Source organism: Pseudomonas tritici, assembly GCF_014268275.3.
GTDB classification, from domain to species: Bacteria; Pseudomonadota; Gammaproteobacteria; order Pseudomonadales; family Pseudomonadaceae; genus Aquipseudomonas; species Aquipseudomonas tritici.
Map to the genome: position 1 here is coordinate 1,378,482 of NZ_CP077084.1, position 12,869 is coordinate 1,391,350.

General features: G+C 60.0%; 10 protein-coding genes. 1 reads left to right on the forward strand and 9 read right to left on the reverse strand.

Going from position 1 to position 12,869, the window contains the following annotated elements; translation table 11 throughout:
- Window positions 1–45 precede the first annotated feature (45 nt).
- Window positions 46–528, forward strand: coding sequence for a hypothetical protein (locus HU722_RS06105; protein ID WP_065875021.1), 483 nt, complete (start codon window positions 46–48; stop codon window positions 526–528).
- A 92-nt stretch (window positions 529–620) separates the two neighbouring features.
- Here the strand turns inward: HU722_RS06105 and HU722_RS06110 are convergent, their stop codons facing one another.
- The 9 genes from HU722_RS06110 to algK all read right to left on the reverse strand — a co-directional run bounded on the left by HU722_RS06110 (window position 621) and on the right by algK (window position 12,861).
- Complete coding sequence (locus HU722_RS06110; RefSeq protein ID WP_065875020.1) at window positions 621–2,072, reverse strand: mannose-1-phosphate guanylyltransferase/mannose-6-phosphate isomerase; 1,452 nt, start codon at window positions 2,070–2,072, stop codon at window positions 621–623.
- Window positions 2,073–2,243: 171 nt separating this feature from the next.
- On the reverse strand, window positions 2,244–2,897 hold the full coding sequence (locus HU722_RS06115; RefSeq protein ID WP_049709899.1) for an alginate O-acetyltransferase AlgF: 654 nt from the start codon (window positions 2,895–2,897) through the stop codon (window positions 2,244–2,246).
- Between the two features lie 16 nt (window positions 2,898–2,913).
- Window positions 2,914–4,098: an alginate O-acetyltransferase gene (locus HU722_RS06120; protein ID WP_065875019.1), complete on the reverse strand. Its 1,185-nt coding sequence runs from the start codon at window positions 4,096–4,098 to the stop codon at window positions 2,914–2,916.
- Window positions 4,099–4,109: 11 nt separating this feature from the next.
- Window positions 4,110–5,651, reverse strand: coding sequence for an MBOAT family O-acyltransferase (locus HU722_RS06125; protein ID WP_065875018.1), 1,542 nt, complete (start codon window positions 5,649–5,651; stop codon window positions 4,110–4,112).
- A gap of 146 nt (window positions 5,652–5,797) precedes the next feature.
- Complete coding sequence (locus tag HU722_RS06130) at window positions 5,798–6,907, reverse strand: mannuronate-specific alginate lyase (RefSeq protein ID WP_083207046.1); 1,110 nt, start codon at window positions 6,905–6,907, stop codon at window positions 5,798–5,800.
- 8 nt (window positions 6,908–6,915) lie between these two features.
- Entirely contained in the window at window positions 6,916–8,364 is a 1,449-nt protein-coding gene (locus HU722_RS06135) for an alginate O-acetyltransferase (protein WP_065875239.1), read from the reverse strand.
- A gap of 11 nt (window positions 8,365–8,375) precedes the next feature.
- Window positions 8,376–9,950, reverse strand: coding sequence for a mannuronan 5-epimerase AlgG (gene algG, locus HU722_RS06140; protein ID WP_065890502.1), 1,575 nt, complete (start codon window positions 9,948–9,950; stop codon window positions 8,376–8,378).
- Window positions 9,950–11,437 carry an alginate export family protein gene (locus HU722_RS06145; protein WP_065890500.1) on the reverse strand — a complete coding sequence of 496 codons (1,488 nt, stop codon included), beginning with the start codon at window positions 11,435–11,437 and terminating at the stop codon, window positions 9,950–9,952. The genes algG and HU722_RS06145 overlap by 1 nt, the downstream gene beginning before the upstream one ends.
- Window positions 11,434–12,861 (reverse strand): alginate biosynthesis TPR repeat lipoprotein AlgK, encoded by a 1,428-nt coding sequence (gene algK, locus HU722_RS06150; RefSeq protein WP_371905285.1) that lies wholly within the window; start codon window positions 12,859–12,861, stop codon window positions 11,434–11,436. The genes HU722_RS06145 and algK overlap by 4 nt, the downstream gene beginning before the upstream one ends.
- Between the last annotated feature and the right edge of the window lie 8 nt (window positions 12,862–12,869).

Here is a 12,869-nt window from a genome sequence, read left to right on the forward strand (position 1 = left end):
CGCGCTAAGCCATGAAGGAACTCAACCGTAGACTTACGAAGTGAGATGTTCTATGACCGTATCAAATACCCTCGCCCCTGTACCGACGCCTTTGTCTCGCTGGCATCCACGCCAGCGCCTGCGGTGTTGGGAACACCCAATCAAGTGCCCAAGCAAGAGGTCAGCTCGAACGGGTTACCGCGTATGCAAAACCTGGGGCTTACGAATCTGCGCCAGACACTCATGCAAGGCATCAGCAATCGCGTCAATTCGCAGTTTTCAACGGCGCTTCACGTTAAAGATGATTCGAATAAGGGTAAGGTCGCCGGGGTCGCCATAACGGTGGCAGGTGCGGCGATGCAGGGGGGTGGCGCGAGAGTTGCGACCAATGGTGGCGCAGGTGCGAAAGTTTTCGGGGGGGCTATGGTCTGGGGCGGCAGGACTATGGAGGAATATGGCAAGAAAAAATATGACATTGCGGGCACCAGCACTAACAATACGGGCAATTACAATGCCTATTCCCCGAGTAACTGGGGCGGTCGCGCATAGGCTTGAACGGCCTGTGAACTAAAAAGCCCCCGCCCAACCGGCTGCGGATAGGGGACGCAGTCGGCTGGACGGGGGCTTCTCGTACGACTGTTTTACTGCGCGATAGTTTTCACCGACACGCCACGTTCAACTGGCGTCGAGCGGCCGTAGATATCTTCAAATCGCTCGATATCGTCTTCGCCCAAGTAGCTGCCCGATTGTACTTCGATGATCTCCAACGGGATCTTGCCTGGGTTACGCAGGCGGTGCACCGAAGCGATCGGGATGTAGGTGGACTGGTTTTCGGTGAGCAGGAACACGTTCTCGTCACAGGTCACTTCGGCCGTGCCGCTGACCACGATCCAGTGTTCGGCGCGGTGGTGGTGCATTTGCAGCGACAGGCACGCGCCCGGCTTGACCGAAATGTGTTTGACCTGGAAGCGGCCGCCCATGTCCACCGAGTCGTAGGAGCCCCACGGGCGATAGACTTCACAGTGGTTCTGGGTTTCAGTGCGGCCCTGGTCGTTCAGGGTGTTGACCATCTGCTTGACGCCCTGGACCTTGTCCTTGTGGGCAATCATCATCGCGTCCTTGGTTTCAACGACCACGATGTTGTCCAGGCCGATCACCGACACCAGTTTGCCGTTGCCGTGGATCATGCAGTTGCGGCTGTCCTGGATCACCACGTCGCCTTTGCTGACGTTACCGTGGACGTCTTTGTCGTTGACAGCCCACAGCGACGCCCAGCAACCCACGTCGCTCCAGCCGGCGCTCAGCGGCACCACGCAGGCGCGCTGGGTTTTTTCCATCACAGCGTAGTCGATGGAGTTGTCCGGGCAGCAGGCGAAGGTGGCTTCGTCGAAGGACACGGTGTCGGCATCTTGCTCGCTGCGTTCCAGGGTCAGCACGCAGGTGTCGTAGATGTCCGGATCGTGCTTTTTCAGCTCTTCGAGGAAGCGGCTGGCGCGGAACAGGAACATGCCGCTGTTCCAGAAGTAACCGCCGCTTTTGACGAACTCGACGGCACGTTTTTCATCGGGCTTTTCCACGAACTGTTGCACGCGGCTCACGCCTTCGGGCAGCAGCGAATCAGCCGTGGACTTGATGTAGCCATAACCGGTTTCCGGACGGGTCGCCGGCACGCCGAACAACACCATCTCACCACGCTCGGCGGCTACGGTAGCCAGGGCCAGTGCACGCTGCAGGGCTTTCTGGTCGTCGATCACGTGGTCGGCCGGCAGCACCAGCATCAGTTCGTCGCGGCCTTCGTTGACCAGCATCATCGCGGTGAGGGCCACGGCCGGCGCCGTGTTGCGGCCGAACGGTTCCATCAGGATGCGCTGGCATTCCAGCTTACGGGTCGCCAGTTGTTCGTTGACGATAAAGCGATGGTCCTTGTTGCAGACCACGATCGGGGCGTCCATGCCTTCGAACACCAGGCGTTCCAGGGTTTGCTGGAACAGCGTGTGTTCGCCGGTCAGGGCCAGGAATTGTTTAGGAAACTGTTTACGGGAAAGCGGCCAAAGACGTGAGCCGCTACCACCGGAAAGGATTACTGGGATCATGTGTTTCTCCTTGAATCAATTTGGGTCAGAGCTACGAAGGTTTGTCGTTTCACTCTTGTTTTTGTCTCGGTCCCTGTGGGAGCGGGCTTGCTCGCGAAGGCATCACCTCGGTGCATCTGACAAACCGAGTCGTGTGCATCGCGGGTAAGCCCGGCTTCCACAGGGAAATAATTAGCGGGTCGACACGGGGCGTTTCACCCAGACTGGCGACAGGCTCGAACCGGAACCCGTGACGTACAGCACGGCGGCTTCACCGCGCTCCAGCGCCACTGGCTTCAGGTCGCTGACTTTCTTGTCGCCGTCATACAAGGCCAGGCTCACTTTCACCGGGTTGATTTCGCGCTCGCCGCGGCCTTTGGCAGCCACGGACTTGACCACGTCGGTCTTGCCGTCAGCGGTTTTCAGGGTCAGGGCCTTGTCGCTGAGGTTCTGCACGCGCACCAGGGACTTCTGCTTATTCTTGAACGGTGGTTCTTCGATCAGCTGTGGCTGGCCGCTGCCGTTGTTGACCAGGGTGTAGTAGTGGTCTGCGGCGAGTTTGACCGGCACGGTCTGGCTGCCTACCTTCGCGCTGTAGTCACCGCCCGGCATGAAGCTGAAATCGCTGCTCGCCAGTGGCGCGACTTCGCTCAGGTTGGTGCTGCCAACGGTGGCGCTGACTTCTTGATTGGAGGCGTTGTAGACGCGCACGAAGCTCGAACCTTTCGGTGCGACGGGGCCGTACAAGGCAGCATCACCGGCGAAGGCCGACATCGAAGCGATGCTCATGCCAGCGGCGAGGGCCAAGGTTTTGGCGAGACGACGCGGAGTAGTAGTGAAAGTCATGTGAGTTACCTCTCTTTCAGTTTTGCGCCCGGTCGGGCGTCTCGGATTTTGGGTTTTTAGCTGGGGTGTTCAGTGCCATGTTCTGTTGGCGCGTACCGGCTTGTTTAAGTTGCGCAACCCACTTGGGGTCGGCATCGCCGATTTCGTTGTTCACGGGCAGATAACGTTCAGGAAACTCCCAGATCAGCACCTGTGGCGGGCTGTTCTTGAAGTCATCGCTTTTGAGGTAGCTGAGCATTGGCAGGATCGGGCCGTGGCCGTCTTCGGCGTAGCTGACTACGTCGCTGCCCAGGGCTTGCTTGAGGGCGCCGACGAAGTTCCAGTTGGGGTTGGCGCTGTAGCTGGTGCCCACCAGTGCCACCGGGGTTTCGCTGTCGCTGAACAGCGCGTCGTCACCTTTGGTTTCGGCCAGGTGCGTGACGCGTTTTTCCAGCGGCTCTTTAGGTGGCATCAGGTTTTCGAACAGCGGGTCCAGAGGCAGGAACAGGCGCAGGTCGCCTTTGTGCGGCTCGGTTTTCTCTGCTTCGGTGACAAAGCGCTGTGGCTCGCCGCTCAGCGGGGTCTTTTCGGTAATCGTCTTAGCCAACTGCTTGGCGGCAATTTCAGCACCGTCCGGCGTCCAGTGCGTGTCGGTGCGCAGGAACACTTGCTTGCCAGCGAGCTTGGCCTGTTGCAGTGGGCCAAGCAGGTCGGGGGCGATGATCTTGTCGGCGGCGACACGGGCGTGGAAGTCCTGGTACAGGTTGGCGTGGATGCTGGCCGGTTTCACTTCACCCAGGTGTTCCGGGTACAGGCGCACCTTGGCCGGCACGATCGCCATCACCAGCTGAATGCCCTGCGCCTTAAGCTTCTGGCGTACGCCTTCGACCAGCGCGTAGTTGCCTTCAAGGTTCTGGTCTTCGTTGACGGCGGGGTTGAACTCCTCGTCGCTGTACAACCAGTGATCGCGACCCAGTACCACGCCAGGGCGACCTTCATTGAACAGCTTATAATCCAGCGCTGCCCACAGGTTGGTGCCCAGGCGTTTGATCGGGAACTCTTCGTCGTAGTGCGTCTCGACAGCCTTGGTCCAACGGCCGTTGAGCACGGTTGCGTCGGCATTGGTGCTGAAACCGAAGAAACTGCGCAGTGACCAGGCACCCAGGGCCAGCAGCACCACCAGGAACAGGCCGATATAGAGGACGCGTAATGAACGGGTCATGGTCGGCTCCCTCAGAATTGGAAGTAAAGGAACGGCGAGAAACTCTGCGCCGACAATTTAAGAATCGACGCCACGAACAGCAGCAGCACCGCAGCGCGCATGGCGTAGCGTGGCCAGTCAGCGGTCCAGTAGGCCGGTTGCACGGCGGCATCTTGGCCCACGGTGAAGCCGGGCTCGTGGATGCTGCCAGGGTTGTCGCCCGGTACGGCCTTGATCAGGCTCGGGTCGGCTGGCTTGGTCTTCTCGGTTTTCTCGGCAGGGCGATTGGTGTAGAAGTCGCGCAGGCCAAAAAACGCCAGGGTTGCATAGGCCACCACCAGGGTTGCTACTTGCAGGCCGGTGAGGTTGGCGCGGTTGAGTTCCGACAGCGACCACTCGCCAAAGCTGAACATCGCACCGTACATACGGCCGGCGACGTGCAGGTTTTCGGCGCGGAAGATCACCCAGCCCATCACCACCAGCAGGAAGGTAAAGGCCCACCGTACGGGGTTGAAGCTGCGCGGCGAGGTGTTGAGGCCGATGGCTTTTTCAATCGCCAGCCACATGCCGTGCCAGGCGCCCCACACGATGTAGGTGATGTTCGCACCGTGCCACAGGCCACCGAGCAACATGGTCAGGAACAGGTTGCGGTAGGTGGTCAGCGTGCCTTTACGGTTGCCGCCCAGGGTGATGTACAGGTAGTCACGCAGCCAGGTGGAGAGGCTGATGTGCCAGCGACGCCAGAACTCGGTGATCGACTGGCTGATGTACGGCTGCTTGAAGTTTTCCATGAAGCGGAAACCCATCATCAAGCCCAAACCAATCGCCATGTCGCTGTAGCCGGAGAAGTCGAAGTACAGCTGTGCGGTGTAGGCCAGCGCGCCGAGCCAGGCATCGCCCGTTGTCGGGTTTTGCAGGGCGAAGCAATGGTCGGCCACCACCGCCAGGGTGTCGGCGATGAAGACCTTCTTGATGAACCCCTGCATGAACCGCGTGCAGCCCTCGGAGAACTTGTCGAGGGTGTGGGTGCGGTTGTTGAACTGGTCGGCCAGGTCGCGAAAGCGCAACACAGGGCCGGCAATCAAGTGCGGGAAGATCGCCACGAACGCTGCAAAGTCGATGAGGTTGCGCGTGGCCGGGGTGTCGCCACGGTACACGTCGATGATGTAGCTGATGGACTCGAAGATGTAGAACGAGATACCGATCGGCAACAACACGTGGGTCAGGATAAACGGCTCCAGGCCCGCCGACTTCATCATCACATTGATGCTGTCGACGCCGAAGTTGGCGTACTTGAAGTAGCCGAGGATGCACAGGTCGACCACCACGCCCAGCAGCAGCCAGCGCTGGGCCGGCTTGGTGCGCACGCCTGCCGCACCGACCTTGAGGCCGATCCAGTAGTTCCACAGCGTCACCGCGGCGAACAGCGCCAGGAAGTCCACTCGCCACCAGGCGTAGAACACGTAGCTGGCCAGCAGCAGCAGCAGGTTGCGATAGCGTTGCCCGCTCAAATAGTACAAGCCGAGAAAGATCGGCAAGAACAGAAACAGGAACACATTGGACGAGAAAACCATCCCGATCTCTCCATGTTTAACCAACAGTCAAGGGCCAGAGCCCCCCCAAACCCCCCCACGATTTCGCGAGGGGGCGGTACTACATTCCTACTGACGAAACCGGTTCAAACTGTGGGAGCGGGCTCCCACATTTGAAGTGCGTTTCGTCAGCTACCTTTGTTGCCCTTTTCATGCGTCGGGTCGTACACCTTGGTCAGGTCACCCCCGAGGCGGAACGTCTTGAATGGCTGCATCCCGTGTTTGCGCTCGATCACATCCGGCGCACAGGTGTAGAGGGTGCAGAACGGCTCAAGCCAGGCATATTTCATGTCTTCCTTGAGGTCCTTCATGTCTTGCTCTTTGCCATTCTTCTGTTCGAAGATTTCCGGGTCTTTCACCCCGGCCAGCACTTTGTCGCCCAGGCGCTTGAGCGCGCTGTTGTTTTCCTGGCGCAGATCAACACCGTTGACCAGGGCAAAACTGGCGATCATCGACAGCGGCGGCAGGGCGTAGTTGTGGTACGACAAGGCGCGTTGCTGGCGCTTCAATTCGTTCGGCAAGAAGCCCTGGTCATCGACCTGGTTCACGCCGACCTTGTATTCCTTCACCGCCCAATCAAACAGGTCGCGGCGGTTGGTGGCGACGGACGTTGCCATCACCGACCAGGCGGCCCAGTAGGAGTGGTTGTTGGTTTTCTCCAGCGGCAGGTTGTCCCAGTCGCTTACTACCTGATCGGCCAGTTTGTTGAACCAGGCTTCGATGATTTGCGATTCCTGCTGGTGGTTGGCCAACGGGTGCGAATCGGAGAACTTCAGGCGTACATAGGCCGACGCCATGCTGCCCAGCGCCCATTTGCGCATGGACTTGCCGGTGTGGTTGAAGTCCTTGGACATCAACGCATCCGCCTTGGCCCAGCTCGTGAGCCAGTTGAGGGTGCATTCCAGCTGCTCCGGACGACCGTCGCGCATGAACTGCATCACGCGCTTGCTGGTGTCTTTTTCCAGCTTGGTGATATCAGCGGTGCTGTCGCGGAAGGCTTTTTCGGATTGCACATTCAGCGTGGAACGCGCCTTGTCCGAACCTTCGTACTTGCTGCGAAATTGCAGCGAGCCGGTGTACGGCGCCGGCATGGCGTCGCAGTCATTCTTGAAGTCGCCGGTCTTGAAGGCTTCAATCGGTGCGAAATAACCCTGGGGCGGACGCAGTGGCGCGGCGGCGTTAACGGAGCCGGCGAACATCGCCAGGCCGAGTAACGTAGGGATCAATAACTTCTGCATAGGTAACCTCATTGCCCGAGTGATGCGGTTTTTTGACCGCTGCTTGGGAATACGTTGCGTGTGCAAATTTTCGCTTCAACCTTTTGCGCGGCAGCGCCCGCTTCGGGACCCTGCACTTCCACGGCCAGCAAGTTCTGCGAGGCCCAGTCTTCATCGGTGCGCAGTTCAAAGGCGAAACGCCCGTCTGTATCGGATGTTTCGGGTTTCTCGATCTTGATGTCCTCGTGGCGCCCGTTCATGTACCAGAGGGTGGCTTGCAAGGTTTTCACCGATGGATCGGCGAAGCGGATATCAACCTGGTGGTTGGCGTTGCGCAGGTCTTTGTTCGAACTGTTAACCAGCAATTCGTTCTTGCCGGGTTTCAATGTCGTGCTGGCCGTCATCTGTGCGGTCTTGCCTTCGCAGCCGTTGTCGAGCAGGGACATCATCTGGCGATAGATGGTCTCCTGGTCGAGGCGATACAGCGGCGAGAACTCCCAGATCAGAATCTTTGGCGGCGACTTCTGGAATTCGTCGCTGCCCAGGTACTGGATCATCGAACCTTCCAGACCGCCGCCAGGGAAGGCGACGTTGAGGATATCGGCACCGATTTCCTGCTCGAGGAAACCGGCGAAGTTGTAGTTCTTGCCACTGTGGCTGGTGCCCACGAGGGTGATCTGCGGGTTGCCCGAGTCGCCGAACAGGTCGCCATCACCGGCTTCGCCTTTGGGCTCGGTGGTGAACTGGTCCATGTACTGGATCGCGTAGCTCGTGCCGCACAGCTGGCCGGCCATGTTGTGCAGGGTGCCGGTCTTGCCCATGCGCCCGGAACGCTTGGTTTCGAATTCGCGCTTGGGAATGTCGGCAAACTCAGGCATTGCACGCACTTTGGCACCGACGATTTTCGCCGTGCGCTGGGCGCCGTAGGGCGTCCAGTGCTGGTCGCCACGGAAGTAAAAATCGTGGGCCGGCAGTTCATCCGGAAGCTGTTCGTTGGTCAACGGCGACAGGTCCGGTACTACGTAGCCCATCTTGGCGAAACGGCCGAGCATGGTCTTGTAGTTGCCCAGTGCCTTGTCGAAATCGAACTTGGCTTTCTCTTCCGGGTTGAGTTTATTGCGGTTCACCAGGCCACGGGTGGGCTGGTAAACCACCACCAATTCAACGCCCTTGGCCTTGAACGCATCGTGCAGCTGTTGCATGCGCTTGTAGCCGGAAGGCGTGGTGTCGAACTCGGTACGCAGGTCTTCCTGGGTACGGAACAGCCAGTCGCCCTGGGCTTGTACCAGGGTGGTGAAATTCTGCTGGTAGCGCGTGGTGTAGTTGCGCGCATCATGCGCCGCCGGGCACAGGCTGCAGCACGGTTCGGCGGTGAAGGTCGGCGCCTTGATTTCGTCGGCGCGCACGCCCTGGCTGGCCGCAAGCAGGCCGAGGGTCAGACCCGAGAGGCTGAGCAGTTTGATCATGTGTGGGTGCATAAGGGTCATCCTCAGTCCTGCATTTCGGTCTGGCGTTCGACAGGGTCGATCAGCACGGCTTTCTGCTGGCGTACCAGCAGGTCGAGAATTTCTTCCTGGCGCTCGCCAAGAATGCCGGAGAAGCTGATGCCGCTGGATTTGGTCGGCGCCAGCATCGACACGCGGTACAACTCGACACTCAACGGCGAATCGATGGACAGCGGCCCGCTGCCGTTACCCGCCAGCTCTCCGCCGACCACGATCAGCGAAACTTTGGCGTCGAACGGGTCGAGGGCGATGTCACGGTCGGTGTCGGTCAAATCCTTGATGTGACCGTAAAGCCCCGTCAGGCCGTTGGCCATCGAGGTGTTTTCGTACAGCTTGATGTTCACGCTGTTACGCACGCGGATACCGTGGCGACGGTTGGCAATCACTTTATTGCCCCACAGCAGGTTGTCACCGCTCTCATAGAGCGTGATGCCGTCGGTGTGGTTGCGGTAGAACTCGTTGTCAGCCACGTAGTTGTTGACGCTGTTACGGTCGAGCACCAGGCCGGAGAGCTTGTTGTCGTAGCTGCGGTTGTTGAAGATGAAGCTGTCGTTCACTTCCCGGGAAATGATGATGCCGTGCTTCTTCTTGGTGCCGTAGACGGTGTTGTCCGCGATTATCAGGCCGTGGGAACGGTCATGAGGGTCAATGCCGTAGACGATGTTGTCTTTGTAGGTATTGCCCTTGATCACAAAGCCTGTGGTCTCGTAGCAGTAGAAGCCGTACCACATGTCCGAGAACTCGGAATCAATGATCCAGCCGGTCGGCTCAGGGCGCTTGAGTACCTTGGCCATATTCGGCGTGTACTGGGAAATACTCACCCCGTACGACTTACTGTTGGCGTAGCCGAAGCTCGCCATCTTGGTATTGGCGATGTACGTCTCGGTGCCTCCCCAAGCCAGCAGGAACGGGCGAAATTCCTTGGGCGACTTGAACAGCGCCGGGCCGTTGGCTTTTTCGCTCCAGCCGGTGACTTTGGTGTCACTCACAAATAGCTGGCCATCGTTGATCAGGAACGAACCGGCTTCCTGGGACAAACGCAACTCCTGGGTCTTCTTGTCGATTTCCAGGATGCCTTTGCGCCCGACCACGATCGGCAACTTGGCCAGGAACACGCCCGGCGAGGTTTCGCTCAGGTACTGCTTGGGCACCTTGCCCAGCAGGTCCTTGAGGTTCATGTAGCCGTCATCGACAAAGATCGCCTGGGGAATGCCGTGCTGGCGCACCACCCATTCGGCCATCTTGTTGTCACCGCCAATGAAGTCCTTGAGGGCGTCTTCCTGCATCATGCGACGGATGCTGAACTTGCCCGCTTTGCCACGCACGATCTTCTTTTGCATCGCTGCAGCGGTGTAGCCCGAAAGATCCGGCAGGGCCGGCTTGGCCATTTCCAGCGGCGCGGTCGGCGGGCTGGAAATAGTGTAGGTCTTGGCCTGTTGCAGTTCTTTGGCGATGGTCGGCGCCTTGACCTGCTGCGCGGTATCGGCGAAGGCTGTGGCGCTGGCCATCAGCATCGCGGTCACCAGCAAGCGTTGAGGAATCATTGCGCAGGCTCCCATCAGAACTTCCAAATCACGTCGACAAAGGCGCGATGCATGTACGAATCGACCTGGCTGCCATAGGCGTCACCCGGTTTGAACACACCGGCACGGAAGCGCACCAGGGCCGACGGTTCGTCGATCGACTGGCTGAGCGCGGCCGGCAGCAAGCCGGTCTTGAAGTACTTGGTAACGACCAGGTCCATCTCCTGGCCCAGGTCTTTCTTGCCGTCTTCAAGCGGCAGGGAAGTGCTGGACAGGATCGCGCCGGTCACATCGTCGGTGTTGTTCTGCACGGCATCGATGCCGTTGCTGCCCACCGGCTTGTTACCGTCGACACGCCAGAACTTGTGGTACACCAAGCTGGCGTCGTAGTCCTCGCGCAACTGCCAGGAACCGAAGAGGCTCATGGACTGCATGTTGTTCATTTCGCCACGGAAGGCTTCGCCGAAGCGGTGCACGCGGGACTGGGTGCCGGTCCAGTTCGAACGGTTGCTTTGCAGGCCGTTCTGTTCGTACTCGGCGCTGGCGCGGGCGTAGGCAGCACCCACTTGCCACTGCGGGTCGAGGCGCAGGCGGATACCCAAGTCGGTAGCCCAACCATTCACGTCATCGCTGCGCTTGGCCTGGTCGGGGCGGGTGCCGTCGGCCTTCAAAGCGTTGACCGTGTCACGGTCGCCCTGCATGCCGGTGATGCTCGCCCAATAGTTGACGGTGTTGGTGTTGCGCCAGTTATAGGCGTCGCTGTTGGCTTCGATGCCGAGCCAGGTCAGGTCGCCGTTCTCGCGCTTGTCCAGCGAGTCGGTCGGCTGGCCCGGTTCCGGGTAATCGAGCTTGCCGTTGTCATGGGTGTGGTGGCCGCGCAGGCCGATCCATTGGCCCGGCGTCCACTGGTAGGAAGCGTCGGCGTACAGGTGCTGACGGTCCTTGTCCTTCGGCGACAGTTCCTTGAGGTCGGTGCGGTATTCGCTGAAGCGTTCGGCAACGCCGACGTTGGCCTTGAGCAGGGTGGTGTCAAAGGTCCAGTTCAGTGCTTCGATGTTGGTATCGCGCCATTGTCCGTCGTCATTGCGCAGGCGTTGGCGACCGAGCTTGAGGATCTCGCCAGGGTAGGGCGTGAAGCCGCTGTAGCCGACCCAGAACTCACGCATGGCCAAGTAGTTTTTCTTGGTCTTGCGATCGTTGTTGCTGGTTTGCTGGTTTTCGTTATTGGCCGACTGTTGCAGGGTGTCGGTCTCGATGATGTCGCTGGACGCAACCGCCTGGCCCATGGCGTAGGCGCTCCAGTTGCCGCTTTCACCGTAGATCCACGGGCGCAGGTCGAGGCCGATGCCGTTGACGTCGCCGCCTTTCTGCGTGCCGAGGTCGCGGTCATCTTCGGACTGCGCGGTGGCTTTGACTTCCAGGCCGAAGTTCTTGGCTTCGGTCAGGGCGGCCAGGGTCGGGCACGACCACAGCAGGGCGAAGGTCAGGCCGATGCCGGCCTTGACGAATGGGTTGAGCTTCATAGGGATTCCTCGCCGTCTTCTTCTTGCAGGGCGTGCAGTTGCAGCGTGCTCTGGGCCAGGGTGCCGCGTGCGGCCAGTTCCTGTTGCACCAGGCGTTGGCCTTGAGCGCGTTGCTCAGGCGTCAGCGGTGCCTCCAGCTGCGTGGCCAAGTCATTGGCCTCTGGCGTGCCCTGGGCTTTAGCCAATTGGCTGAAGACATAGGCATTCAGTGGGTCGGGCTTGGTGCCCTTGCCTTGGGAAAACAACTGGGCGATGGCGAAGTCGGCGCTGTTCTGGCCGTTGCGCGCCGCCGTCAGCAAGTGGTCCAGGGCTTTTTGCGAGTAGACCTTGCCCAGGTAGCCACGGCGGTAGATCTGGCCGAGGTAGTAATCGGCAGCCACTTCGCGGCCTACGGCTTTCTGGAAGTGTGCTTCGGCGGCCTTGGCGTCTGCCGGTACCCACTTGCCTTCGTAGTAGAGCTTGCCCAGCAACAGCTCGGCGCGCGGCTGGTCGGCGGCGCGGCCGTTGTCCAGGTACTTCATCATTTGGTCGACGTCGCCGAGCTCCGGGAAGTCGTAGAGCAGTTGCGCCAGGCTCACCCAGGAAGCCGGGTAGCCAGGCGCGATTTTTTCCAGCAGGGCCTGGGCAGTTTTTTCGTCGGTCTTGCCCAACGAAGCATCACCCAATACGCGAGCAACACTGTCGACGCGTTGTGCGGTGACGGTGCCACGGCTGTAGCCCGCTTCCATTTGCTTGAGCAGCTCGGCCTGTTTTTCCGGTTCGGCTTTTTTCTGGTAAACCGTGGCCAGCTCGACGTAGCAGATGTCGGTGGTGTTGAGCGCGGCTTTACAAATGCGCTCCACATCATCCAGATGCTGGTCGTAGGTATCCTGGGTGCGATACAGCAGCACCTGGGCCAGGCCGGCTTCCGGATAACCCGCTGCTTGCCACTTGCTGATCTGCTGCTGGGCGTTCACGTTCGGAAAGCTGTGCGGGTATTGCAGGTACAGCATCGCCAGCGGGATCAACGTGTTGCCTTCACCGTTGGCAAAAGCTTTTTTCAGCAGGCCTTCGGCTTCATGGTGCTCGGCTTCGGTGGAGCCGGGCTTCGCCACCAGCAGGCGGCCGAGGCGTGCCTGGGCGCGGGGCGAGGTGTCCGCCGCCGCACGGTAAGTGGCTTCAGCCTGTTTGATTTGCGCCGGATCGCGGGTGCCTACCTGGATATCGGCGAGGCCCACTTGGGCCTCGCTGTAACCCAGGTCTGCCAGTTGCTGGTAATTCTGCTGCGCGGTGACGGTGTCGCCACGCTTGAGCGCTTCATTGGCCAGGCGTTGGTCAGGCAGGCCGGCGCAACCGGCCAGAGAAATGGCCAGTGCCAATGTGCACAGCGATCCAATGTGGGAGCGGGCTTGCTCGCGAAGCAGGCGACGCGGTCCATCAGGCATACCGCGCT

Coding starts and splice junctions, on each gene's coding strand:
- HU722_RS06105 (WP_065875021.1), top strand. CDS start 46: ATGTTCTATGACCGTATCAAATACCCTCGCCCCTGTACCGACGCCTTT.
- HU722_RS06110 (WP_065875020.1), bottom strand. CDS start 2,072: ATGATCCCAGTAATCCTTTCCGGTGGTAGCGGCTCACGTCTTTGGCCG.
- HU722_RS06115 (WP_049709899.1), bottom strand. CDS start 2,897: ATGACTTTCACTACTACTCCGCGTCGTCTCGCCAAAACCTTGGCCCTC.
- HU722_RS06120 (WP_065875019.1), bottom strand. CDS start 4,098: ATGACCCGTTCATTACGCGTCCTCTATATCGGCCTGTTCCTGGTGGTG.
- HU722_RS06125 (WP_065875018.1), bottom strand. CDS start 5,651: ATGGTTTTCTCGTCCAATGTGTTCCTGTTTCTGTTCTTGCCGATCTTT.
- HU722_RS06130 (WP_083207046.1), bottom strand. CDS start 6,907: ATGCAGAAGTTATTGATCCCTACGTTACTCGGCCTGGCGATGTTCGCC.
- HU722_RS06135 (WP_065875239.1), bottom strand. CDS start 8,364: ATGCACCCACACATGATCAAACTGCTCAGCCTCTCGGGTCTGACCCTC.
- algG (WP_065890502.1), bottom strand. CDS start 9,950: ATGGGAGCCTGCGCAATGATTCCTCAACGCTTGCTGGTGACCGCGATG.
- HU722_RS06145 (WP_065890500.1), bottom strand. CDS start 11,437: ATGAAGCTCAACCCATTCGTCAAGGCCGGCATCGGCCTGACCTTCGCC.
- algK (WP_371905285.1), bottom strand. CDS start 12,861: ATGCCTGATGGACCGCGTCGCCTGCTTCGCGAGCAAGCCCGCTCCCAC.